At 55.5% G+C, this 22,354-nt stretch carries 22 protein-coding genes; 14 read left to right on the top strand and 8 right to left on the bottom strand.

The features are described from left to right. Window positions 1-203: 203 nt before the first annotated feature. The 4 genes from AC2FLO_RS11955 to AC2FLO_RS11940 all read right to left on the bottom strand — a co-directional run bounded on the left by AC2FLO_RS11955 (window position 204) and on the right by AC2FLO_RS11940 (window position 4,154). Window positions 204-533, bottom strand: a complete 330-nt coding sequence (locus AC2FLO_RS11955) for a hypothetical protein (protein WP_480584262.1) — start codon at window positions 531-533, stop codon at window positions 204-206. A 705-nt stretch (window positions 534-1,238) separates the two neighbouring features. Further along, window positions 1,239-2,069, bottom strand: a complete 831-nt coding sequence (locus AC2FLO_RS11950; RefSeq protein WP_267366696.1) for an ABC transporter ATP-binding protein — start codon at window positions 2,067-2,069, stop codon at window positions 1,239-1,241. A gap of 8 nt (window positions 2,070-2,077) precedes the next feature. Beyond that, window positions 2,078-2,866, bottom strand: coding sequence for an ABC transporter ATP-binding protein (locus AC2FLO_RS11945; protein ID WP_209596275.1), 789 nt, complete (start codon window positions 2,864-2,866; stop codon window positions 2,078-2,080). Window positions 2,867-2,972: 106 nt separating this feature from the next. Beyond that, window positions 2,973-4,154, bottom strand: a complete 1,182-nt coding sequence (locus tag AC2FLO_RS11940; RefSeq protein WP_209503916.1) for an ABC transporter substrate-binding protein — start codon at window positions 4,152-4,154, stop codon at window positions 2,973-2,975. A 154-nt stretch (window positions 4,155-4,308) separates the two neighbouring features. On the opposite strand from AC2FLO_RS11940, the gene AC2FLO_RS11935 reads away from it, so the two are divergent. After that, window positions 4,309-5,406: a PQQ-dependent sugar dehydrogenase gene (locus AC2FLO_RS11935; protein ID WP_496751786.1), complete on the top strand. Its 1,098-nt coding sequence runs from the start codon at window positions 4,309-4,311 to the stop codon at window positions 5,404-5,406. A 2-nt stretch (window positions 5,407-5,408) separates the two neighbouring features. On the opposite strand, the gene AC2FLO_RS11930 is transcribed toward AC2FLO_RS11935, so the two are convergent. Next, complete coding sequence (locus AC2FLO_RS11930) at window positions 5,409-6,413, bottom strand: GlxA family transcriptional regulator (RefSeq protein ID WP_267365697.1); 1,005 nt, start codon at window positions 6,411-6,413, stop codon at window positions 5,409-5,411. A 169-nt stretch (window positions 6,414-6,582) separates the two neighbouring features. On the opposite strand from AC2FLO_RS11930, the gene AC2FLO_RS11925 reads away from it, so the two are divergent. Next, window positions 6,583-7,953 carry a class II 3-deoxy-7-phosphoheptulonate synthase gene (locus AC2FLO_RS11925; RefSeq protein WP_496751787.1) on the top strand — a complete coding sequence of 457 codons (1,371 nt, stop codon included), beginning with the start codon at window positions 6,583-6,585 and terminating at the stop codon, window positions 7,951-7,953. Between the two features lie 70 nt (window positions 7,954-8,023). On the opposite strand, the gene AC2FLO_RS11920 is transcribed toward AC2FLO_RS11925, so the two are convergent. Continuing rightward, entirely contained in the window at window positions 8,024-8,698 is a 675-nt protein-coding gene (locus AC2FLO_RS11920; protein ID WP_496804223.1) for a PAS domain-containing protein, read from the bottom strand. Between the two features lie 245 nt (window positions 8,699-8,943). On the opposite strand from AC2FLO_RS11920, the gene AC2FLO_RS11915 reads away from it, so the two are divergent. The 11 genes from AC2FLO_RS11915 to AC2FLO_RS11865 all read left to right on the top strand — a co-directional run bounded on the left by AC2FLO_RS11915 (window position 8,944) and on the right by AC2FLO_RS11865 (window position 19,380). Further along, complete coding sequence (locus tag AC2FLO_RS11915; RefSeq protein ID WP_496751789.1) at window positions 8,944-9,834, top strand: YicC/YloC family endoribonuclease; 891 nt, start codon at window positions 8,944-8,946, stop codon at window positions 9,832-9,834. A gap of 17 nt (window positions 9,835-9,851) precedes the next feature. Further along, entirely contained in the window at window positions 9,852-10,493 is a 642-nt protein-coding gene (gmk, locus tag AC2FLO_RS11910; protein ID WP_480584254.1) for a guanylate kinase, read from the top strand. After that, the gene (locus tag AC2FLO_RS11905; protein ID WP_267365705.1) at window positions 10,490-11,014 is read left to right on the top strand and encodes a gamma carbonic anhydrase family protein; all 525 of its coding nucleotides are present in this window, start codon (window positions 10,490-10,492) and stop codon (window positions 11,012-11,014) included. The genes gmk and AC2FLO_RS11905 overlap by 4 nt, the downstream gene beginning before the upstream one ends. A 28-nt stretch (window positions 11,015-11,042) precedes the next feature. Then, complete coding sequence (locus AC2FLO_RS11900; protein ID WP_496751790.1) at window positions 11,043-12,089, top strand: ATP-binding protein; 1,047 nt, start codon at window positions 11,043-11,045, stop codon at window positions 12,087-12,089. A 185-nt stretch (window positions 12,090-12,274) separates the two neighbouring features. Continuing rightward, on the top strand, window positions 12,275-13,315 hold the full coding sequence (locus tag AC2FLO_RS11895; RefSeq protein ID WP_496751792.1) for a substrate-binding domain-containing protein: 1,041 nt from the start codon (window positions 12,275-12,277) through the stop codon (window positions 13,313-13,315). An 88-nt stretch (window positions 13,316-13,403) separates the two neighbouring features. Beyond that, a complete protein-coding gene (gene pstC / locus AC2FLO_RS11890) occupies window positions 13,404-14,876 on the top strand; it encodes a phosphate ABC transporter permease subunit PstC (RefSeq protein ID WP_496751794.1) in 1,473 nt (490 codons plus the stop codon). Further along, complete coding sequence (gene pstA / locus AC2FLO_RS11885) at window positions 14,873-16,204, top strand: phosphate ABC transporter permease PstA (protein WP_267366511.1); 1,332 nt, start codon at window positions 14,873-14,875, stop codon at window positions 16,202-16,204. The genes pstC and pstA overlap by 4 nt, the downstream gene beginning before the upstream one ends. Window positions 16,205-16,216: 12 nt before the next feature. Continuing rightward, complete coding sequence (gene pstB, locus AC2FLO_RS11880) at window positions 16,217-17,014, top strand: phosphate ABC transporter ATP-binding protein PstB (protein ID WP_480584246.1); 798 nt, start codon at window positions 16,217-16,219, stop codon at window positions 17,012-17,014. 16 nt (window positions 17,015-17,030) lie between these two features. Further along, on the top strand, window positions 17,031-17,732 hold the full coding sequence (gene phoU, locus AC2FLO_RS11875; RefSeq protein ID WP_496751797.1) for a phosphate signaling complex protein PhoU: 702 nt from the start codon (window positions 17,031-17,033) through the stop codon (window positions 17,730-17,732). 12 nt (window positions 17,733-17,744) lie between these two features. Next, entirely contained in the window at window positions 17,745-18,434 is a 690-nt protein-coding gene (phoB, locus tag AC2FLO_RS11870; protein WP_496751799.1) for a phosphate regulon transcriptional regulator PhoB, read from the top strand. 178 nt (window positions 18,435-18,612) lie between these two features. Next, the gene (locus AC2FLO_RS11865; RefSeq protein ID WP_496751801.1) at window positions 18,613-19,380 is read left to right on the top strand and encodes an SDR family oxidoreductase; all 768 of its coding nucleotides are present in this window, start codon (window positions 18,613-18,615) and stop codon (window positions 19,378-19,380) included. On the opposite strand, the gene AC2FLO_RS11860 is transcribed toward AC2FLO_RS11865, so the two are convergent. Both AC2FLO_RS11860 and AC2FLO_RS11855 read right to left on the bottom strand, forming a co-directional pair. Further along, window positions 19,377-20,246: an acyl-CoA thioesterase gene (locus AC2FLO_RS11860; RefSeq protein WP_496751982.1), complete on the bottom strand. Its 870-nt coding sequence runs from the start codon at window positions 20,244-20,246 to the stop codon at window positions 19,377-19,379. The two genes, AC2FLO_RS11865 and AC2FLO_RS11860, sit on opposite strands and share 4 nt — an antisense overlap. Before the next feature lie 51 nt (window positions 20,247-20,297). Next, window positions 20,298-21,512, bottom strand: coding sequence for a serine hydrolase domain-containing protein (locus AC2FLO_RS11855; RefSeq protein ID WP_496806644.1), 1,215 nt, complete (start codon window positions 21,510-21,512; stop codon window positions 20,298-20,300). A 217-nt stretch (window positions 21,513-21,729) separates the two neighbouring features. Here AC2FLO_RS11855 and AC2FLO_RS11850 point away from each other — a divergent pair, with 217 nt between their 5' ends. Continuing rightward, window positions 21,730-22,353, top strand: coding sequence for a 2-hydroxychromene-2-carboxylate isomerase (locus AC2FLO_RS11850; protein WP_496751804.1), 624 nt, complete (start codon window positions 21,730-21,732; stop codon window positions 22,351-22,353). Window position 22,354: the final 1 nt, after the last annotated feature.

The following is a 22,354-nucleotide window of genomic DNA, read 5'->3' as shown; positions in this document are numbered from 1 at the left end:
TCTTCTCACTGTCCGGGTGCGACCTTATGGCATAACGGTCTGCGCGGGCACAATGTTTTGCACGCGATTTATCGTGATATTTTCCTGCTGGTAGCGAAAAAACCCTAGAAAAACTTTCAAGAAGGACGGACTTTCCACATCAAGCTCGGCTCAGTCACGCACCGGTCAATTCCGGTGCGTGGTCGAGATGGTCGGAAGGAGGCTCAGGCGTTTGTTTCAGTACAAGCGCCGCGATCAGTCCCCGCGTTGGGGCCTTTGATCGAGAGATCAAAGGTCATGTCGTCATAGTTCACGACAAAGGTCATGACCTCATCGCCCTGGATATAGACAAACGTCATGTTGCCAACGCCTTTGAAGACCATCGCATCGCCAGAAACACGTGTGGTTTCGATGATGCCCTTGTCTCCTTCCGACGCCCGTTTGAGGCGCACTTCACTGCCGTCGCGGTCTGAAACGCAGACAAAGTGGCGCTCTTCCGCAGTTGCTGCGGTTGTGCACAAAGTGGCGACGGCCACCCACATCCATTTTTTCATTTTTGTGTCCTGAACAGGTTTTTCATTCAGAAGGTTCGCTTGATTTCACGGAACTTGAGTTGTTTGACCGGGAAACCGTTTCCTTCACAGTGCCCGGCGCTAAACGCCCAATGTGACCGGATTGCAGCCGAGGCGTGGAATTGTTGGGATGGTGATCGAGGACATGAGACTGTTGGATACCGAGATCAATCTGCATGTTTTGCAAGACTGGTGGCTTCAGTCGATTGCGGGAACAAGAACGAAGTTGGCGAGCGTCACAAGGACGTCGAAGAATTCCTTAGTACAAACCCCCATGAATGGCGCTGCAACTAATTTTTGTCATTCGATTAGACAGAAACGCATTGTGACCCCAGTTACTTATCGGGACGAGGTTCATACCAAACGCGTCAGCAATTTCACCGTTGGGCACGATAACGATAAAATAGTCGGGTTTAGGATTTTGTTTAATGTATGTTTTGGCCTGAGCGTAATTTTCAAAGTACCCTAGTTTGACACGTCGATCTTCACTTTATTCCAGAAAATAGTCGTTGTTCTCACGGCTCAAAAAAAGCGAAGAAAGCGGCAAACTTGCCCGCGCGCACACTTGTTCTTCACACGCAGCGTACATGCTACAATTTGTCGGGAATCCGTATTGGTCCCAAGCTGCCCAAAGAACGGATGCTTGGAGTAGCCAAGCCATCGGAAATACGAGAAAAAACCTAATCCTCAACCGCCCAAGAAACTCTTTCTCACTTCCGGATCAGCCAGCAATTCCTTGCCCGTACCGGTATAGGCGTTTCGCCCCTGAACCAGCACATATCCCTTATCGGCAATCTCCAGTGCCTGGCGGGCGTTTTGTTCAACCATCAGGATCGGCAGGCCGGTGCGTGCGACCTCGATGATGCGGTCAAAAAGCTCATCCATCACGATGGGTGAGACACCTGCGGTGGGCTCGTCCAGCATCAGGACCTTGGGTTGCGTCATCAGCGCGCGACCCACGGCAACCTGTTGGCGCTGACCGCCAGACAGTTCGCCGGCAGGTTGGTTGCGTTTGTCACGCAGAATTGGGAACAGATCATAGACCTGCTCCATTGTGTCCGAGAAATCGTCGTGACGGATAAAGGCACCCATTTCCAGATTTTCCTCGACAGTCATCGAGGTGAAAATGTTCGATGTCTGAGGAACAAAGCCCATACCGCGGATCACGCGGTCTTGTGGGGTGAGGCTGGTGATATCCTCGCCGTCCAGGCGTACAGAGCCGGCGCGCACATCCAGCATCCCAAACACGGCCTTCATCGCCGTTGACTTGCCCGCACCGTTGGGGCCGACAATGACTGCGATCTCACCCTTGTCCACGGCAATGGTGCAGTCGTGCAGGATGTCCGGGCCTTTGCCATAACCGCCGGTCATGGTGTCGCCGATCAGAAACGGGCCGCCTTCAACGCGATGAGTCGTCCCGCTTTTACGATGGGCAGGCGTCATTGTTCCGATACCTTGCGTGTTGGTAATCGATGCGTCCTTGTTGCCCTTGTCGTCCTGATAGGGGTTGTCGCTCATACCAGCGGTCATGTCTGGGCCTCCAGCTTGTCTTTGTTTTTGAGGCCGGTGCCAAGATAAGCTTCGATCACGTGCTCGTTTGCCTTGATCTCATCCAGAGTACCCTCGGCCAAAACCTTACCCTCGGCCATGCAGATGACCGGGTCGCAGATCTTGCCGATGAAATCCATGTCGTGCTCGATGACGACGAACGTATAACCACGCTCTTTGTTCAGGCGCAGGATCGTATCAGCGATGGTCATCAGCAGGGTGCGGTTCACGCCTGCTCCGACCTCGTCCAGAAATACGATCTTGGCGTCCACCATCATGGTACGACCAAGTTCCAGCAGTTTCTTTTGACCGCCCGAAACCTGACCGGCCTTGTGATCGGCCAGATGTTCGATGGTCAGAAACTCCAGCACCTCGTCTGCCTTGGCTTTCAGCGCGCGCTCTTCATCAGCGATGCGCTTGCGTCCGAACCAGGTATTCCACAGCGCCTCACCCGATTGCGCACCGGGCACCATCATCAGGTTTTCGCGGCAGGTCATCGACGAAAACTCATGCGCGATCTGGAACGTGCGCAGCAAACCCTTGTGAAACAGCTCATGCGGGGGCAGGCCGGTGATATCTTCACCATCCATAACCACCTTGCCGCTGGTCGGGGGCAAAACACCGGCGATTACATTGAACAGAGTGGTTTTTCCGGCCCCGTTGGGCCCGATCAGGCCGGTGATCGACCCTTTTTGGATTTCCAGCGACGCCCCGTCCACCGCGTGAAACCCGCCGAAATGCTTATGCACGTCCTCGACGACGATCATGGTATCCCCTTGCCTTGTCCCCGTGAAACGAGGTGCAGCCTTTTGTCATTGAAACAGCCCGGGCACAAGGCCCGGGCTGTTTGATTTTATGGTTTGATATGCGGGATCAACGGAAGTTGACGGTCTTGTTTTCGCCGTCGGTCACTTCGATCTCGCGGTATGAACCTGCGCTTTCGCCGGGGCCGATCAACTCGACACCGGACGCGCCGACATAGTCGATGTCCTGACCGGCGGCCAGCAGTTCCAGACCTTTAGCCAGTTCACCCGGATAGATCTTTTCACCCGGTGCGTTAGCGACGTCCATAACTTTGCCCGCGTAATCTGCCGGGTTGGTCGAACCGGCGGCTTGCATGGCGAACATGAACAGCGCTGCCGCGTCATAGGATTCGGGCGAATAGGGCGACGAACCGTCAAATCCGGCTGCTTCGGCCAGTGCAAAGTACTTTTCTGCACCTTCACCACCCGACCCGGCGATCTGACCGAACGAGCCGTTCAGGTCGGGGCCGACATTTGCGGGCAGCGAGTCGCCAATCATGCCGCCGGGCAGACCAAAGGTGTCAAACGCACCGCTGTCCAGCGACGACTGGATGATGCCCAGACCACCCTGGTCCAGATAACCCGCGACAACCAGAATGTCGCCACCGGCCGAGGCCAGCGCGCCAACTTCAGCCGAATAGTCGGCCTTGCCGTCTTCATGCGCCGTAACGATGGTCACTTCACCGCCAACCGCCTCGAAGGACGTCTGGATCGCATCGGCCAGACCTTTGCCATAGTCGTTGTTGGTATAGGTCAGCGCGATCGAGTTGATGCCGCGATCCTTGAGGATATCAGCCATAACCTGACCTTCGCGCGCATCCGACGGTGCGGTGCGGAAGAACAGGCCGTTGTCCTCCATGGTCGACAGGCCGGGCGAGGTCGCCGAAGGCGAGATCATGACCATGCCGTTTGGAATGGCAACGTTTTGCAGAATCGCGCCGGTTACACCTGAACAGTCGCCGCCGATGATGCCTGCAACGCCGTCAGCGATCATACGCTCGCCGTTCGAGGTGGACAGACCATTGTCGATACAGCCGGTATCGGCACGTACACCAGCCACGCTGGCACCGTTCATAAACTTGCCGGATTCGTTGACTTCGGCGATTGCCAGCTCAGCACCCGACCCCATGGCAGGGGCCAGCGATTCTATGGGGCCGGTAAAGCCGATCAAAATCCCGAGTTTGACATCTTCGGCCATGGCTGCGCCGGCCAGCAATGCAGTTGCTGCAGTTGCAGTAAGCAGCTTTTTCATATGGTTACTCCCAGTTGTGAACGTATTCGTTCTGGCGACGACCCTAGGCAAGCTGTTCGGAAAAGAAAAGTCCTAACGCAAACGTGTCTTTTTCGGTTGAAAATCTATCTGTTTTGTTGGGACTCACCCCTGATTGTCACCGAAAGGGACCAGAATGTTCAGGACGGCGATGATTCTGTCTTTCTCACTCTGCGCCTGGAATGCCGCAGCCCAAACGTTGTCGGTTTCAGCCGGGATGGTCCAGCTGCAAGAAATGGTCGGCGGGCTGGAGACCCCATGGGCGGTTGGCATTTTGCCCGATGAAAGCTTCCTCGTCACGGAACGGGATGGAAGGTTGCTGTATGTGCGAAATGGACAAGTTGGGGATGTTTCAGGCGTTCCAATGGTTGCGGCTTTGGGGCAGGGCGGATTGCTGGACGTCACGATTTCGCGCAATTTCAATCAAAGCCGAGAGGTCTTTCTGACCTTCGCAAAACCTCAGGGCGACGGTGCAGGGACTGCGGTTGCGGTTGCGCACCTGTCCGAGACTGGCAAAAACCTTCAGAACTTCCGAGTAATTTTCGAGGCATCGCCCGGTGGTACGGGTGGTCGGCATTTTGGCAGTCGTGTGGTCGAAGCGCTGGACGGGACATTGTTCGTGACCCTCGGTGACCGGGGGCAGGCGGAGAATGCACAGGATCGGTCCAATCCCATGGGCTCGGTCATTCGTATCAACCGCGATGGGACGGTTCCGGCAGATAACCCCTTTGTCGGGCAATCGAATATCGAACCCGAGATATGGTCATACGGCCATCGAAATCCGCAGGGCGCGGACTTGGACGCGCTTGGCCGACTTTGGACCTCGGAACACGGGGCGCGGGGTGGAGATGAAATCAACCAACCCCGCGCAGGCCGGAATTATGGTTGGCCCGTCATCTCCTATGGTACGCATTATTCAGGTGAAAAAATCGGGGAAGGTACAGCCAAAGAGGGGCTGGAACAGCCAGCTCACTACTGGGATCCTTCCATCGCGCCGTCCGGCCTGCTGGTTTATTCCGGCAAGCTCTGGCCGCAATGGGCAGGTGATGTTTTCGTAGGATCTTTGAAATTTGACTATATCGCCCGACTCCAGGGCGATCCAATGCATGAGGCCGAACAGATCAGAAGCCCTGAAACCGAGCGTGTCCGCGATATCGTCGAAGCGCCAGACGGGTCGATCTGGTTTATTTCGGTTGGGAAGGGGGCAATTTACAGAATATCTCCAGCGGAGTGACCTTACACCGATAGCCGCCCGCTTTGCGCTCCGCGTTCGCGATAAGGTGTTGTGTTGTAATGCGCGCGGTAGCATTTTGAGAAATGGCTGGGCGAAGCGAACCCACAGGCCAGGGCTACGTTGATGACGCTCATATCCGTTTGCATCAGCAGGTTCCGCGCCTTGTGCAAGCGAAGTTCCATATAGTACCGCTTGGGCGAGCGGCTGAGATAGCGCCTGAACAGACGCTCAAGCTGGCGGGTCGACATGCCGACTTCCTTGGCCAGAATCGAAGGTGAGATCGGCTCTTCTATGTTCTTTTCCATCATCAGGATGACCTGACTCAGCTTGGGGTGACGTACGCCAATCCGTGTCGGTGTAGATAGGCGCTGCGTGTCCTGATCTGTCCGGATAGACGAATAGATCATCTGATCCGCCACCGCATTTGCTAGGTCTTCGCCGAAATCGTCTGCAATCAACTTGAGCATCAGATCGATAGACGAGGTCCCTCCAGCCGTCGTCATACGACCGCCGTCAATCTGAAAGACAGCTTTCGTCAACTCGACCTCATCGAATTCTTCGATGAAACTGTCTGAGTTTTCCCAATGTATCGTGGCGCGCTTGTTGTCCAGCAGGCCGGCCTTGGCCAAGGTATAAGCAGCCGTGCACAGACCACCGATCCGCAATCCGCGCCGTGCCTCGCGCCGCAACCAGTTCAGAATGCGTTTGGTGGTCGCGGCTTGTACGTCAACGCCCCCGCAAATCAGAACGACATCGTCGCGTTGCAGTTCGTCCAGGTCACGATCCAGTTTGAATTCGGTTCCGGCTGAACATGAAATCGAATCTCCGCCTTCACCTGAAAGCGTCCATGTATAAAGTTGTTTGTCGGCCATGCGGTTTGCGATGCGCAGGCTGTCGAGCGCCGACGCAAAAGACAGCAGCGAAAACTTGTCCAGCAGGACAAAAACGAAATGGCGGGGTGTGGCCCCAGCATTTTCCACCGTGACTGCTTGGCGTTGCACTTGCATGACAAAATGTCCTTAATTCTGCGCGGGAAAACCTAGTATCCGGCGACGTATTTGGCAGTCACCATGATCAAAGCTTGTTTGCGGCGTCAAGAGGCGCAAATGGGATATGGTCACTCTTCATTGCTTTTTGTATAGAGGCGACCTGAACACTTCAGCGGAGATCAAAGCTATGACCGAATGGCAAAAGTCGAACTGGCGCAACAAGCCCCGGGTTCAGATGCCAGACTATACCGACGCGGCCGCATTGGCCAAGGTCGAGGCCCAGCTTTCGCAGTATCCCCCGCTGGTCTTTGCCGGTGAAGCGCGGCGCCTCAAGCAACATCTTGGTGCCGCCGGTCGCGGCGAGGCCTTCCTGCTTCAGGGCGGGGATTGTGCTGAAAGCTTTGAACAATTCAGCGCCGATGCGATCCGTGACACCTTCAAGGTGATGCTGCAAATGGCGATGGTTCTGACCTATGGTGCCAAGGTGCCGGTGGTAAAGGTCGGTCGCATGGCCGGTCAATTTGCAAAGCCGCGCAGCGCCCCGACCGAGGTTGTGGATGGTATAGAACTGCCCAGCTACCGGGGTGACATCATCAACGAACTGGCGTTCACGCCCGAAGCGCGGATTCCGAATCCCGGAAAGATGTTGCAGGCCTACACGCAGGCGGCGGCCACGTTGAACCTGCTGCGTGCCTTCTCAACCGGTGGCTTCGCCGACATGAGCCGTGTTCATTCGTGGACGCTGGGCTTTACCGACGAACAGGACGTTCAGAAGTATTCCGAAGTTGCGGACCGCATTCAGGACACCATCGACTTCATGGAAGCGGCTGGTATCACGGCAGACACGACGCACGAATTCTCGACTGTTGAATTCTACACCAGTCACGAAGGTCTGTTACTGGAATATGAAGAGGCGCTGACTCGTCTGGATTCGACCTCGGGCAACTGGCTGGCCGGGTCTGGCCACATGATCTGGATCGGCGACCGTACACGCCAACCTGACGGCGCACATGTCGAGTTCTGTCGTGGCGTTCTGAACCCGATCGGTTTGAAATGTGGTCCGACGACGACGGCAGAAGACCTCAAGGTTCTCATGTCGAAGCTGAACCCTGAAAATGAAGAGGGCCGCCTGACCCTGATCGCGCGCTTTGGTGCAGGCAAGGCGGGTGAACACCTTCCGCGTCTGGTCAAGGCCGTGAAGGAAGAAGGGGCCAAGGTGACCTGGGTGTGCGACCCGATGCACGGCAACACCATCAAGTCGGCCACGGGCTACAAAACCCGCCCGTTCGATTCTGTCCTGCGTGAGGTGCGCGATTTCTTTGGTGTGCATCAATCCGAGGGCACGATCCCTGGCGGTGTTCATTTCGAGATGACCGGTCTCGACGTTACCGAATGCACCGGTGGTGTGCGGGCCGTGACCGAAGAGGATCTGTCGGATCGTTACCACACCGCCTGCGACCCGCGCCTGAACGCGTCTCAGTCGCTGGAACTGGCGTTCCTTGTGGCGGAAGAACTGACCAACCTACGCCGTAACGGATCAAAACGCGCCGCAAGTTAAGCGTGCGAAAAGATGGAAAAACAGCGGGCCAACGGTCCGCTGTTTTTTTGTTCCGGGTGTTCAAACTGGTTCAGTCATCGCGCGACACGACCAGACGAAGGTGTTTGGCCGCGCGTTTGAAATCCGTTTGGTCTTCGGCAAAACCGTCAACGGTTTGAGGCACAGCAGGAACTGGTGCCTGAACTTCCGAAAACGATTTGATCCGCGTATCCGTAATCGAAAATCTGCGTGGGGTTTTACCAATCGCACCATCCGCAACCATGACGCCCAGAACCCTGCTGACGTCGCCCAGATCGCTTTTGAGCGGCAAAAGGATCATGCAGGCCTGCATCCGGGTACGTCCCAGTATCCCGCTTGAATTCAGCCCCAGTTCGGCAACGGCGGGTGCTGCAAATACCTGCTCCAGAACGTCCTTAAGACTGGCGCGGTCATCAGGTTGAAAAAAGGCTGTCACAGGCATACCGCGAACCTCCATCCCCGCAAGCGCGTTCAAGTGGCTTCCGGCAAGGCGAAACCGGGCCAGTCCGGGGGCGATCCGTTCAAGAATGAAAGTATATTCAAGTATGTTTTCCAGTCCACGCGGGTCGACCTGAGACCGCATCGGAACACCGTCACCGCTCAGCAATGCAGTCCAATACGCCTCGGCCTGGCGGATCGGCGTAAGGCTGCGCCCACTGTCAAAGCGATCCATTGCGACGATCTTTCCAAATTCTGACCCGGAACCAGTCCCGAAAAAGGTTTTCATTTTCTTCACCCTTACGTCAATTGGCCGCCATTTTCATAAAATGCAACACAACCGGAGCATTTGTGGCCTGCAAGCCATTACCAGGGGTAGTTTGACTCGGGTTTATTCAATTTTGGAGCAATTCTTTAACGAATGGTTAACTTACGCCAAACAAATGCGGCCTCAGCAAACTCTTGCTCTGCACCGGCCAATCGCATTAGGTGCAGCACACATCCAAATGGGTAAGGTCACAGGAAAGGACAGTCATGATCAGATCCATGACCGGGTTTGCCTCGGGGAAGGGGGAATACGGACCGCACAGCTGGACGTGGGAGTTGCGCAGTGTTAACGGCAAAGGCCTTGATATGCGCCTGCGCGTCCCTGATTGGCTGACCGGGCTTGAGGTGACCCTTCGGGCCGCGCTGTCAAAATCCCTGAGCCGTGGGAATGTGACCCTTTCAATGCGTCTGACCCGCGAGGACTCTGCCTCGGAACTGGCATTGAACGAGGTCGCTATGGCCGCTGCCCTGAGCGCTTTGGAACAAACACATAAGATGGCAGCTGCGCGCGGTATCGCTCTGGAACCGGCGCGCGCCTCGGACATTTTGGCACTGAAAGGCATGTTGGATGCGACCGCAGATGCGGATGATCCCGCTCCGCTGGTTGCGCGCCTGACCGAAGATTTCAAAGACCTGTTGGCCGCTTTTGTCGATATGCGCCGGGCCGAGGGCGAAGCGTTGGCTACTGTGCTGAATACTCAGTTGGATCAGGTTGCGGCGCTGACAGCTCAGGCCGCTGATCTGGCCGTGCATCGTAAGGACAAGATGGCCGCGACATTGCGGGACAATCTGGCGCACGTACTGGACAACGCGCAGGGCGCGGACCCGGATCGCGTCGCACAGGAACTGGCATTGATCGCGGTCAAAGCCGACATTACCGAAGAGATTGACCGCCTGTCTGCACATGTCGTCGCAGCAAGAGAGCTGCTTGGGCAAGAAGGGGCTGTCGGACGCAAGCTTGATTTCCTGATGCAGGAATTCAACCGCGAAACCAACACGCTGTGTTCCAAGGCTCAGAGTACGGAACTAACGGCTGTCGGGCTGGAACTGAAGGCGGTGATCGATCAGATGCGCGAACAAGTGCAAAACGTAGAATAAAGATAGGAACGACTGATATGGCGGATCGCCGAGGCCTTTTAATCATCCTGTCTTCCCCGTCCGGGGCAGGCAAATCCACCCTGGCAAAGCGGCTGATGGACTGGGACAAGGACCTTGAGTTTTCGGTCTCGGCCACAACCCGCGCCCCGCGTCCGGGAGAAGAACATGGGCGGGATTACTATTTTCTTTCAGAAGACGAGTTCAAGCAGAAGGTCGCCAATGGCCAGATGCTGGAACATGCGCATGTTTTCGGCAATTTCTACGGCTCACCCGCTGATCCGGTGCGTAGCTCGATTCACGCGGGCAAGGACGTTCTGTTCGATGTGGATTGGCAAGGTGAGGTTCAGATCCGCAATTCGGATTTGGGTAAACACGCGCTGTCGATCTTCATCCTGCCGCCGTCGATCCCTGAGTTGCGCCGCCGTCTGGAATCGCGTGGACAGGATAGCGATGAAGTTATCGCACGGCGGATGCTCAAAAGCTGGGACGAGATCAGCCACTGGGGCTATTACGATTATGTCCTGATCAATGACGATCTTGAGGCGACCGAAAAGAAGCTGAAGACCATTGTCAGCGCCGAACGGATGCGCCGTATTCAACAGCCAAATCTGCAACAGCACGTGCGCAAGCTTCAAAACGAATTCGAGGGGCTGTCATGACGATCTACGCGTTAGGTGAGCACATGCCCGAAATTCACGAGGACACGTGGGTTGCGCCCGATGCCAACCTAATCGGCAAGGTCGTGCTGGAACAGGGCGCCTCGGTTTGGTTCGGCTGCACGATACGCGCAGATCACGAGGAAATCCGCGTTGGTGCAGGCAGCAACGTTCAGGAGAACTGCGTCATGCATATCGATGCCGGGTATCCTTTGTCGATCGGTTCGAATTGCACCATCGGACACAAAGTGATGCTGCACGGGTGTACGATCGGAGAAAATACTCTGATCGGAATGGGCGCGATTGTTCTGAATGGTGCCCGGATCGGCCGGAATTGCCTGATCGGGGCAGGGGCCCTGATCACGGAAGGCAAGGAGATTCCGGATAATTCCCTTGTGATGGGGGCTCCGGGCAAAGTGGTGCGCCAGCTGGACGAGGTCGCAGCAAAACGGATTACCCTAAGCGCGCTGCACTATCAGGAAAACATGCGCAGGTTTCGTGACACCCTGAGAGCTGCTCAATAAGGCGCGTGAATTGATCGGGGTTTGAAGCATGTCAGATGACCTTCTTGATGGATTTGTCCAGGCCATCCCTATGCCCGCGCTGATGGTGGATCAGACGGAACGGATCGTTGCCGCCAATACGGATGCGAAAACCCTTTTGGGGCAGAATATCGTGGGGCGGCATTTTGCGACCATCCTGCGGCAGCCACAGGTTCTTGAAGCAATTGAACAAAGCCTTCAATCGAAGGGAACCAAGACGGCACGTCATCTTTCCAATGATGGTGCACAGGACACAACATTTGATGTGCAATGCCGGTATTTGAACGGGGTCGGAGCCGTGTCGGGCGGGGCCGTTCTGACCACTTTTCAAGATGTCACGCATCTGGAACAGGCAAGTCAGATGCGCCGTGACTTTGTTGCCAATGTCAGTCACGAATTGCGGACGCCTTTGACGGCACTGATGGGCTTCATTGAAACCTTGCGTGGCCCTGCACGCAACGATCCGGCTGCGCGTGACCGGTTCCTGCAAATCATGGCTGATGAAGCCAACAGGATGAACCGGCTGGTTGGCGATCTTTTGTCCCTGAACCGCGTGGAAAGCGAAGAAAGAGTTCGACCAAATCAACAGCTGGAGCTGACAGGGCTGCTGCAATCCACCCTGAACTCGTTGCGCCCCCTGGCGGAAGAGGCGGGCGTGACGCTGACGCTTGACGCACAGGACGGCCCACTTTCCTTGGCCGGAGACAGTGATCAGTTACGGCAGGTATTCACCAACCTGATCGAAAACGGAATCAAATACGGTGCCAGCGGTGGCAGCGTCACAGTCAGCGTTCTGTCATCAGAGCGTGACGCGGCGATGCGTGGACCTGGGGTGCGGGTGAAGGTCATCGACAAGGGGCCAGGAATTGATTCCGTGCATCTGCCACGTCTGACCGAGCGATTCTATCGCGCCGACAATCACAGATCCCGGCAGTTGGGTGGAACGGGGCTGGGTCTGGCCATCGTCAAGCACATCGTCAATCGCCACCGCGGACGGTTGCGCGTGGAAAGTGAGTTGGGAAAAGGTTCCGTCTTTACGGTCATCTTACCACGGTAGCCCTTCCCGCATTACCGCCCTTCAAAATCTGCCTCGTTACGATTTTTTGACCCGAAATCTCCGGATAAACGAAGGTTGTCATAAAAGCGTTACACACTTGTCACAAAAGGCTTACGCACGGCCCCTAGGGGTGCACGCAGGATCATCATGGGGGTGATCAATCATACCTTTTCAAGGAGACTGAAATGTCCTTTGTAAAACTGTCGGCTTCTGCGCTGGCAATCGCCACCGTCTCGGCAACTACCGCTGCTGCCCGTGACAACGTTCAGGTTGCCGGTTCGTCGACCGTTCTTCCATATGCCTCGATCGTCGCGGAACTGTTTGGTGAGAACACCGACTTCCCGACCCCGGTTGTTGAATCCGGCGGTTCGTCAGCTGGTCTGAAGCGTTTCTGTGAGGGTGTTGGTGAAAACACCATCGACATTGCAAACGCATCACGCGCGATCCGTGAAAAAGAAATCAAAGCCTGCGCCGAAAACGGTGTGACTGACATCATGGAAGTCCGCATCGGTTATGATGGCATCGTTTTTGCAAGCCAGCAGACCGGTCCTGCCTTCACCGCTTTTGAATCTGCCGACATCTTTAACGCTTTGGGCGCGAAAGTTCTGAAAGACGGCGAAGTGGTTGATAACCCTTACACCACCTGGGCTGAATTCAACCCCGAACTGCCTGATGTAGAAATCGCGGGCTTTATTCCGGGTACAAAACACGGCACCCGTGAAGTGTTCGAAGAAAAAGTTCTGCTGATCGGTTGTGAAGCGACCGGCGCGATGGAAGCCATGATTGCTGGCGGCATGAGCGAAGACGACGCAGAAGATGCATGTCTGGCTGTACGTACCGACGGCAAGGCGGTCGACATCGATGGTGACTACACCGAAACGCTGGCGCGTATCGACACCAACCCCAATGGCATCGGCATCTTCGGCCTGGCGTTCTACGAGAACAACACCGACAAGCTGAAAGTGGCCACCATGTCGGGTATCGCTCCTTCGACCGAAACCATCTCGACCGGTGAATATCCGGTTTCGCGCCCGCTGTTCTTCTACGTGAAGAAAGCCCATATCGGCGTGATCCCCGGCCTGAAAGAATACGCCCAGTTCTTTACCCACGACGAAATCGCAGGCGCTTCGGGTCCTCTGGCAAACTATGGTCTGGTTGCGGACCCTGAGCTGGCAAAAACTCAGGATGCAATCGCCAACGAAGTAACCATGGGTTCGGGCAGCTAATCCCGCCTTTGGTTCGAAATACCGGGGGCGGCATTTATGTCGCCCCCACATTTTTCAGCTTTCCCGGCCAAGACCAAATGGGGGTTTCATGCCGATAGTATGGCTCGTTCTGATCGTGCTTGCGATTGCTTCAGTCGGCTACGTGTTGGGGCGCACACGCGCCCTGCAAAGCGTCACAGGAGATATCCGGGCTTTGCACTCGCTGCCGTCGTATTATGGCGCAAATGTCGCTCTCAAGACGATCGTACCCGCATTTGGCCTTATGATCCTCTGGTTGCTGGTACAACCGCTTTACGTGAACTCTCAGGTTTCTGAAACGATCTCGGGTTCCGCCATCCAAGACGGCTCGTCCCTAAATCTGGTCATGGCCGAGGTCCGTCGCACCGCTTACGGTCTGGATAACGCGGTTGCCGCCGGGCAGATACCCGAGGAACTGGCGCGCAACGCGCGCGCGGATGTAATCGACATGACCCAGCGTCTGAAGGATGCCGGGCAGGTGGTGACGTCAGATATCACGCAACCTGTGCTGCGCGCGGCGCAAAGTTATCGGATCATGAATGCGACCGGCTATTCGGTCATGACTGTCGCCGTCATACTGACGGCACTCGCCGGTGCTGCAGCCAGCTGGTTTCAAACTCACGCAGAATACCGCGCGCGTAATGTGGTCGAGCAGGGCGTGCGTTTTCTGTTGCTGGCGGCCGCATCCATCGCAATTCTGACCACTGTCGGGATCGTCCTGTCCCTGGTTTTCAATACTTGGGAATTCTTCAAGCTCTACCCTGCTACCGATTTCTTTTTCGGCACGACATGGGCCCCCAGTTTTTCGGGGCGCGGCGGGTCGTCTGAACTTGGGATTATTCCCTTGTTGTGGGGGACATTCTATATCTCGCTCGTTGCCCTTCTGGTTGCTGTCCCGATCGGGTTGTTCGCTGCGATTTACCTTAGCGAGTACGCCTCCCCCCGTGTCCGCGCCGTAGCAAAACCGCTGCTCGAGATTCTGGCCGGTATCCCGACCATCGTTTACGGCCTTTTTGCGCTGCTGACCGTTGGTCCGCTTTTGCTTGGCCTGTTCGGGGATGAGGGGCTTGGCTGGATGAAAGCTGGCACGGCAGTCATGACCGCTGGGTTGGTCATGGGCATCATGCTGATCCCGTTTGTGTCCTCTTTGTCCGATGACATCATCAATGCGGTGCCGCAGGCCATGCGTGACGGTTCTTACGGATTGGGCGCAACGCAATCGGAAACCATCCGTCAGGTCGTTCTGCCAGCTGCGCTTCCGGGTATCGTGGGGGCGATCCTGCTGGCCGCATCGCGCGCCATCGGTGAGACTATGATCGTGGTCCTTGGGGCAGGGGCGGCAGCACGGCTGAGCCTGAACCCGTTTGAAGCCATGACGACGGTCACCGCAAAAATCGTGAGCCAGCTAACCGGAGACGCGGATTTCGCATCGCCCGAGGCGCTTGTGGCCTTTGCACTGGGCATGACCCTTTTCACCCTCACGCTTGGGCTGAACATCTTTGCCCTCTACATCGTGCGTAAGTATCGGGAGCAATACGAATGACCGACGCCAGTATGCAAAGCCCTGAAACAGGTCATCGCTCTGTCTCGCTGACTGTAGCGGATGCACATACCAAAAAACGTGCAAATGCAGAGAAACGATTTCGGGCCTACGGGATTGTCGCTATTGCAACGGGCCTGTTCTTCCTGATCGTTCTGTTCGCCTCAATCCTGTCGCAGGGTATTCCGGCCTTTCAGCGCACTGTTGTCAGCGTGGATTTCACCTTGTCCGCTGCGCAGCGAGACGAGGCGGAAAGTACGTTGTTCAAGACCAAGGCCTATTCCAACCTGTTCATCGCTCAGTTGAGCAAGGAACTGGAAGACCAAGGGATCAGCGTTGATTTCGACGAAGCGGCGATCGAACGTCTTCTTGGTAAAATCGGCGGTACAATCCGAACTTACTATGCCGATAACCCCGGCAAGCTGGGTGATCCGGTCAAGTTTGATCTGGCCGCCTCCAGCCGGGTCGACGGGTATTTCAAAGGCCGCGTGTCCCGTGACACCTTGCAGGACAGCCGGTTTCTACAGCTTAGCGATCTGGATCTGGTTGATGCGCTGGAACAGGCGGGCATCATCAAGCAGGCTTTCAACTGGCCGTTCATCACCGGTGCGGATTCTGGCGTTGACAACCCGGGCGGTGCCGGCATCGGCGCCTCGGTCATTGGGTCGTTTTTCATGATGCTGGTGGTTTTGGGCCTGTCACTGCCTATTGGTGTGGCAGCGTCGATTTATCTTGAAGAGTTCGCTCCACAGAACAGGTTCACCGACCTGATTGAAGTGAACATCTCGAACCTTGCAGCCGTGCCGTCGATTGTGTTCGGTATTCTGGGTCTGGCCGTGTTCATCCAGTTCATGCACCTGCCACAATCGGCGCCGCTGGTTGGTGGTCTGGTTCTGACCCTCATGACATTGCCGACGATCATCATCTCGACCCGCGCCTCGCTGAAAGCGGTTCCGCCGTCGATCCGTGATGCAGCGTTGGGGGTAGGGGCCTCGAAAATGCAGGCTGTGTTCCACCACGTGCTGCCTTTGGCCGCGCCGGGCATTCTGACCGGCACCATAATCGGTCTGGCACAAGCCTTGGGTGAAACCGCGCCGTTGTTGCTGATCGGCATGGTAGGCTTTGTGGCGCGGGGATATCCCGACGGGTTCCTTGCCGGCTTTACCGAGCCGAACTCGGCAATGCCCGCCCAGATTTACACTTGGGCCGCACGCGCTGATGTCGGGTTCTACGAAAAGGCCTGGGGCGGAATCATCATCCTTTTGATGTTCCTGCTGACCATGAATATCATCGCTATCATCCTGCGCCGCCGCTTTGAACGCCGCTGGTAACTGGGGGCAATAATGAACGACATGACACGAGTGGAGAGAACCGTGGACTCCAAAGACATCAAGATCAACGCGAAGAAGGTTCAGGTTTATTACGGTGATACCCACGCCATCAAGGACGTGAGTGTTGAGATCGAAGACAAGACCGTCACGGCCTTTATCGGCCCTTCGGGTTGTGGAAAATCGACCTTCCTGCGGTGTCTGAACCGGATGAACGACACCATCGATATCTGCCGAGTCGAAGGTGATATCCTGCTGGACGGCGAAGACATTTATGACAAGCGGGTCGACCCTGTTCAGTTGCGCGCCAAAGTCGGCATGGTGTTCCAAAAACCGAACCCGTTCCCCAAGTCGATCTACGACAACGTGGCCTATGGTCCGCGCATCCACGGCTTGGCCAAGAATAAGGCGGAACTGGATGATATCGTTGAGAAATCATTGCGTCGAGGCGCAATCTGGGATGAGGTCAAGGACCGTCTGGATGCGCCCGGTACGGGTTTGTCAGGGGGTCAACAGCAGCGTTTGTGTATCGCCCGCGCCGTGGCAACAGAACCGGAAGTCCTGTTGATGGACGAGCCGTGCTCGGCGCTGGACCCGATTGCAACCGCACAGGTCGAAGAGTTGATCGACGAATTGCGTTCCCGATATTCGGTTGTGATCGTCACCCACTCGATGCAGCAGGCCGCGCGCGTCAGTCAGAAAACGGCCTTTTTCCACCTGGGTAATCTGGTGGAATTCGGTGAAACCGGTCAGATTTTTACAAATCCAGTCGATCCGCGCACGGAAAGCTACATTACAGGCCGTATCGGCTAAGCACAGGTATCAAACAATGAGCGAACAACATATTGCATCTGCTTTTGACCGCGACCTCGAAACAATCCAGGCGCATATCATGAAGATGGGTGGTCTGGTTGAGGCCGCTATCATGGGCGCGGCGCGCTCGCTTGAAAGCCGTGACGTTGAGCTGGCCCAGGAAGTACGACAAGGTGACAAGGCCATCGACGCGTTGGAAGACCTGATCGACGAGGAAACCGCGCGTCTGATTGCGTTGCGCGCGCCCACGGCCAGTGACCTGCGACTGGTTCTTTCGGTCCTGAAAGTATCCGGTAATCTCGAGCGGATTGGCGATTACGCGAAGAACATCGCCAAGCGTACGACCGTTCTTGCCAATGCGGGCGAGATCAGCGGCAGCGCAGCTGCCTTGCGCCGCATGGCGCGCGAGGTTGAGCGTATGCTGCGCGACGCGTTGGACGCCTATATTCAGCGCGACGCGGAACTGGCCACCGACGTCATCAACCGCGATGAAGATGTCGATCAGATGTACAACGGCCTGTTCCGCGAATTCCTGACTTTCATGGCCGAGGATCCGCGCAATATTTCGGCCTGTATGCACCTGCATTTCATTGCCAAGAACATCGAGCGTATGGGCGACCATGTAACCTCGATTGCCGAGCAGGTGGTGTATCTGGTTACAGGCGACCGCCCGACCGAGGCTCGGCCCAAGGCCGATATAACGTCGCAAACAGTGTAGGAGAGGCTTGAGATGTCCGCAGATCAACCGACGGTTCTGGTGGTCGAGGATGAGTTGGCCCAACGCGAGGTGCTGGCCTACAACCTTGAAGCCGAAGGTTTTCGCGTCTCAAAGGCGGCCAACGGTGACGAAGCTATGCTGCTGGTCGACGAAGACTGCCCGGATATCATTGTTCTGGACTGGATGATGCCCAACCTCAGCGGGATTGAGGTTTGCCGCCGGCTCAAAAGCCGTCTGGACACACGTTCGATCCCGATAATAATGCTGTCGGCCAGATCAGAAGAGGTAGACAAGGTTCGCGGGCTGGAAACTGGTGCCGACGATTATGTGGTCAAACCATATTCGATCGTCGAACTGATGGCGCGTGTCCGAACACAACTGCGCCGCGTCCGACCGGCAACTGTTGGCTTGCGACTGGAGTACGATGACATCATTCTGGATTCGGAAACCCACAAGGTCAGCCGTGACAGCAAGCCCTTGAAACTTGGTCCAACCGAATTCCGGCTTCTTAGCACGTTCATGGAAAAGCCGGGCAGGGTCTGGAGCCGTGAACAATTGCTGGATCGGGTCTGGGGACGCGACATCTATGTCGATACGCGTACCGTTGATGTTCACATTGGACGATTGCGCAAAGCCTTAACGCAACATGGCGGGGATGATCCGGTTCGCACAGTCCGCGGTGCCGGTTACGCGTTGGGATAATTCGCATCAGACCTGTGTTGATCGCATTGGTCTGATGGCTGATTGCAATGGAATCTGAGTATATCTCCGCTACTTCCAATTAGCGTGTAATTGGTATTATGGTAAACAAGTCATACTTGTAATACGGAACGCAAGCCAACACATTGAAAACACTGTAACGAACCTGCCCGGAATACGCATGGAGCTTGAGAACAAAACTGTCGTTATCACCGGCGCTGCCCAAGGTATTGGTCGTGGTCTTGCAGAACGGTTTTCCCATGAAGGTGCACGTGTAATCTGCTCGGATGTCGACATCGTTGGCGCAAATTTGGTCGCGAAGCAAATTGGTGGTCAGGCGTATACCTGTGACGTTTCCAGCGAAGCGCAGATCAAAGCTCTGATTGATTTTGTTGAGGAAACTGTCGGTCCAATTGACCTGTTTTGCGCAAATGCCGGAATTCTGACGCTTGGTGGTCTCGATGTTGCGGACGAAGATTGGGATCGGATCTGGAAGATCAATGTCATGTCCCATGTCTGGACTGCTCGCCATCTGGTTCCACGCATGGTTCGTCGCGGCGGCGGATATATAATGATAACTGCGTCTGCGGCAGGTTTGCTGAACCAACCTGGTGCAGCCCCATATGGGGTTACCAAACACGCGGCTGTAGGATTTGCCGAATGGCTTTCGCTGACATATGGCGCTGAAGGATTGAAAGTCTCGGTCCTGTGTCCGCAGGCAGTACGTTCAAAAATGACCGAAGGCCATGAAATCTCAGTAGCTTCGATTGATGGGATGCTTGAGCCCAGAGATGTGGCTGAATCCTGTGTGCAAGCTATTCGAAATGAACGGTTTTTGGTTCTGCCTCATCCACAAGTCGCTGATTATTTGCAATTCAAAGCGGCTGATTACGATCGGTGGCTTGGTGGAATGCAGAAGTTAAATCAAAGATTTATAGGCAATACTTAAGGTCGCGCGCGAATTCTGCGCATCAATCCTTCCTGTGCGACAGATGCAACAAGGGTACCGTCCTCGGAATAGATCGATCCACGGTTAAAACTGCGTCCCTGCCCCGTCCACGGCGAGTCCATTACGTAAAGATGCCAGTTCTGAAAATTTACCGGTGCGTGAAACCATAGCGCGTGGTCCAGACTTGCGCCGTTGAACTCTCCGCTAAACCAGCTCAGACCGTGTGGCCGCAATCCAGAGGACATCAGGTTCATGTCAGACGCATAAGCCAGCAGTAAGTGCTGTGTTCTGGCGTCAACGGAAGCGGCAGCGGGCATACGGAACCAAGTCTGGTTTCGATCATCAGAGACTTTCGGTGTGAATGGATCCAGGTGATCGACTTCCCGAACCTCGATCGGGCGCTCGCGCAGCAATTCGCCTCGTAACCTTTCTGGAACACGTTCAACATATGTTTTACGCAATTCAGATCGGGACGGGTACGCTTCCGGTGCGTTCACGACGGGCATCGGATGCTGATGGTCCCAACCTTCGTCCCGGACATGAAAGGATGCCGACATGTTCAGGATTTGCTTTCCATGCTGAATCGCAACCACACGGCGGGTTGTGAACGAACCTCCGTCTCGCGCGCGATCAACTTGATAAATAACGGGTTTCTCTGGATCTCCCGGGCGAATGAAATAGGCGTGTAGCGAATGGCACAACCGCTCTTCAACAGTCCGATACGCCGCAGCGAGCGCTTGCGCGATGACCTGCCCGCCAAAGATGCGTGTTGGCGTTTCACCGCCCGACCCTGTCCCGCGAAACAGATCGACCTCAAGCCGTTCAATATCCAGAAGATCCAGTAAGATACGTTCCGCTTCGGTCATCGTCTGCTCGCAAGTTGTGTCGTCCGGCACCGGGTATCAGTACTGAGGAAATCATTCAATCATGGCCGCATGAACCAGTGCCTTGAGTTCGGCGCGGGATGGGTACGAACTTGAGGGGGACAGTTGGGTAAAGAAAATCGCCGTCAGGTCATTCTGCCAGTCAATCCAGAAATAGGTCGACGCCATTCCACCCCAGCTGAAATCCCCGATAGAGCCGGGAACCCTTACCAGACCGGGATTCAGAACAACCGCACCGGCTAGCCCAAAGCCCATTCCTTCCATCGGTTGCTCTGCGAAACTCTGCGGACCCATTGACGCAATGTCCCCGGGAAGGTGATTGCGCATCATGAAATCGACGGTTTTCGGGCCAAGTATGCGGTACCCTTTCCCGGCCCCCCGATTTCGAAGCATGTCCGCGAATTTGGCATAATCATCGATTGTCGAAATCAGACCGCCACCGCCGGAAAAGGTCGTCGTGTTTTCGAACGGGGATTCTATGTGGGAATCGAACAGTCTCAGGCTTTCGCTACCGTGATCCGCGGAATTCAGCGCCATCGCGTCGCCAGCCAATGGGGTGTAGAGCGATGCGAAACGATCCCCTGCCCCAGCGGGTACGGAAAAACCTGTTTCGCTCATGTCCAGCGGCTCAAGGATTTCGCTTCGAAAGAACTGCTCCAATGACTGGCCCGAGACCACCTCGATCACTCGACCCAGCACGTCAATCCCGACCGAGTATTCCCAGCGTGCACCGGGTTGGAACGCCAGCGGCAGCCCTGCCAGATCGCGCACAAGATGTTCCATAAGCCCCTGATTGGGTTTGAAAATAAGGTCCCGTTCATCCATCTCTTGGGGCAAAAGCCCGGGGTTGAACGGGTAGCTTAGCCCACTGGTATGCGTCAGTAACTGATGTAGCGTTGGAGGCGGTGCGGCCTCGGTCTGATCCAGTTTCTCCGCCCCCGGGACCAGCGCCTGCATATCTTTGAATTCAGGTAGAAACTCAGACACAGGCGCGTTCAGGTGAACAAGCCCGCGTTCGACCAATGTCATCAACGCGACCGATGTGACCGGTTTGGTCATGGAATAAATGCGCACCAGCGTGTCGCGTTGGAATTGCCGGCCAGTCTCGAGGCTGCTGACACCACAGGCATGAAAAAAGGTCACATTCCCTTTGTGGCGCAGCAAAAAGGATGATCCGGCATATTTGCGCTGCTCAACATAGTTTTCCATCCAATGGCTAAGCCGATCTAGCCGGTTTTGATCAAACATGGATTGCCTGTGGGACATTTGGGAACTTCCGTGAGGTTCTAAACTGCGACTGTTTAAGCTTGTGACCTGAAATAGCAGCAAAAAGTTGCGTGTTGCAGAGAAATTCGTGAACTGACTTCATCAGCGTGCCTCACAATGGAATGCTAGACTGATTTCGACGCAGATTCGCCTGAAGTTCAATGAACAAGATTTCAAGGGACCGAAAGGGAGGAACCCCATGACGCAGACCATAGACTTCATTTACGATTTTTGCAGCCCGAACGCGTTTCTCGCCCATAAGATGCTCCCCGATCTTGCCGAGCGCTATGACGCAAGCATTACTTATGTTCCTGTCCTGCTGCCTGCGGTGTTCAAGGCGACGCATAACCAAAGCCCGTTTCAGGCGTATTCCGAAAACCGCCAGAAGACAGCCTATTTGACGCATGATCTGCACCGGTTTGCCCGCCGTCGTGGGTTGAGCTTTCATATGAGCCCGCATTTTCCGATCAACACAAAACTTGCCATGCGCGGCGCGTGTTTTGCCAATGGAAAACCTTGGGAAGTCGGATATATAAACGCGGTTTTTGATGCAATATGGGTGCATGGTCAGAAGGCGGACGAGATCGGCGTCCTTTCGGATATCCTGCATGAAAACGACTTGCCCGTTCGCAAAATTCGCGAAGCCATGGCGAGCCCCGACGTTAAACTGAAACTGAAAGAGAAAACCAAGTCGTCGGTTCGGCGAGGTGTGTTTGGGGTTCCCAGCATGTTTACCGGGGCTGAGCTGTTTTTTGGAAAGAACAGTCTGCCAAACCTTGAAGTTGAGCTTTCAAGGCAAGATAGTGACACAAAAACAGGTTGAT

The organism is Ruegeria sp. TASC047 (assembly GCF_059612445.1).
The sequence above is the reverse complement of the archived record's forward strand: the minus strand, read 5'-3'. Positions and strand labels throughout refer to the sequence as shown.

Bases quoted from the DNA above. Each gene is read 5' to 3' on its own strand.
- AC2FLO_RS11955 (WP_480584262.1), bottom strand. From the start codon at position 533: ATGAAAAAATGGATGTGGGTGGCCGTCGCCACTTTGTGCACAACCGCA.
- AC2FLO_RS11950 (WP_267366696.1), bottom strand. From the start codon at position 2,069: ATGAGCGACAACCCCTATCAGGACGACAAGGGCAACAAGGACGCATCG.
- AC2FLO_RS11945 (WP_209596275.1), bottom strand. From the start codon at position 2,866: ATGATCGTCGTCGAGGACGTGCATAAGCATTTCGGCGGGTTTCACGCG.
- AC2FLO_RS11940 (WP_209503916.1), bottom strand. From the start codon at position 4,154: ATGAAAAAGCTGCTTACTGCAACTGCAGCAACTGCATTGCTGGCCGGC.
- AC2FLO_RS11935 (WP_496751786.1), top strand. From the start codon at position 4,309: ATGTTCAGGACGGCGATGATTCTGTCTTTCTCACTCTGCGCCTGGAAT.
- AC2FLO_RS11930 (WP_267365697.1), bottom strand. From the start codon at position 6,413: ATGCAAGTGCAACGCCAAGCAGTCACGGTGGAAAATGCTGGGGCCACA.
- AC2FLO_RS11925 (WP_496751787.1), top strand. From the start codon at position 6,583: ATGACCGAATGGCAAAAGTCGAACTGGCGCAACAAGCCCCGGGTTCAG.
- AC2FLO_RS11920 (WP_496804223.1), bottom strand. From the start codon at position 8,698: ATGAAAACCTTTTTCGGGACTGGTTCCGGGTCAGAATTTGGAAAGATC.
- AC2FLO_RS11915 (WP_496751789.1), top strand. From the start codon at position 8,944: ATGATCAGATCCATGACCGGGTTTGCCTCGGGGAAGGGGGAATACGGA.
- gmk (WP_480584254.1), top strand. From the start codon at position 9,852: ATGGCGGATCGCCGAGGCCTTTTAATCATCCTGTCTTCCCCGTCCGGG.
- AC2FLO_RS11905 (WP_267365705.1), top strand. From the start codon at position 10,490: ATGACGATCTACGCGTTAGGTGAGCACATGCCCGAAATTCACGAGGAC.
- AC2FLO_RS11900 (WP_496751790.1), top strand. From the start codon at position 11,043: ATGTCAGATGACCTTCTTGATGGATTTGTCCAGGCCATCCCTATGCCC.
- AC2FLO_RS11895 (WP_496751792.1), top strand. From the start codon at position 12,275: ATGTCCTTTGTAAAACTGTCGGCTTCTGCGCTGGCAATCGCCACCGTC.
- pstC (WP_496751794.1), top strand. From the start codon at position 13,404: ATGCCGATAGTATGGCTCGTTCTGATCGTGCTTGCGATTGCTTCAGTC.
- pstA (WP_267366511.1), top strand. From the start codon at position 14,873: ATGACCGACGCCAGTATGCAAAGCCCTGAAACAGGTCATCGCTCTGTC.
- pstB (WP_480584246.1), top strand. From the start codon at position 16,217: ATGAACGACATGACACGAGTGGAGAGAACCGTGGACTCCAAAGACATC.
- phoU (WP_496751797.1), top strand. From the start codon at position 17,031: ATGAGCGAACAACATATTGCATCTGCTTTTGACCGCGACCTCGAAACA.
- phoB (WP_496751799.1), top strand. From the start codon at position 17,745: ATGTCCGCAGATCAACCGACGGTTCTGGTGGTCGAGGATGAGTTGGCC.
- AC2FLO_RS11865 (WP_496751801.1), top strand. From the start codon at position 18,613: ATGGAGCTTGAGAACAAAACTGTCGTTATCACCGGCGCTGCCCAAGGT.
- AC2FLO_RS11860 (WP_496751982.1), bottom strand. From the start codon at position 20,246: ATGACCGAAGCGGAACGTATCTTACTGGATCTTCTGGATATTGAACGG.
- AC2FLO_RS11855 (WP_496806644.1), bottom strand. From the start codon at position 21,512: ATGTTTGATCAAAACCGGCTAGATCGGCTTAGCCATTGGATGGAAAAC.
- AC2FLO_RS11850 (WP_496751804.1), top strand. From the start codon at position 21,730: ATGACGCAGACCATAGACTTCATTTACGATTTTTGCAGCCCGAACGCG.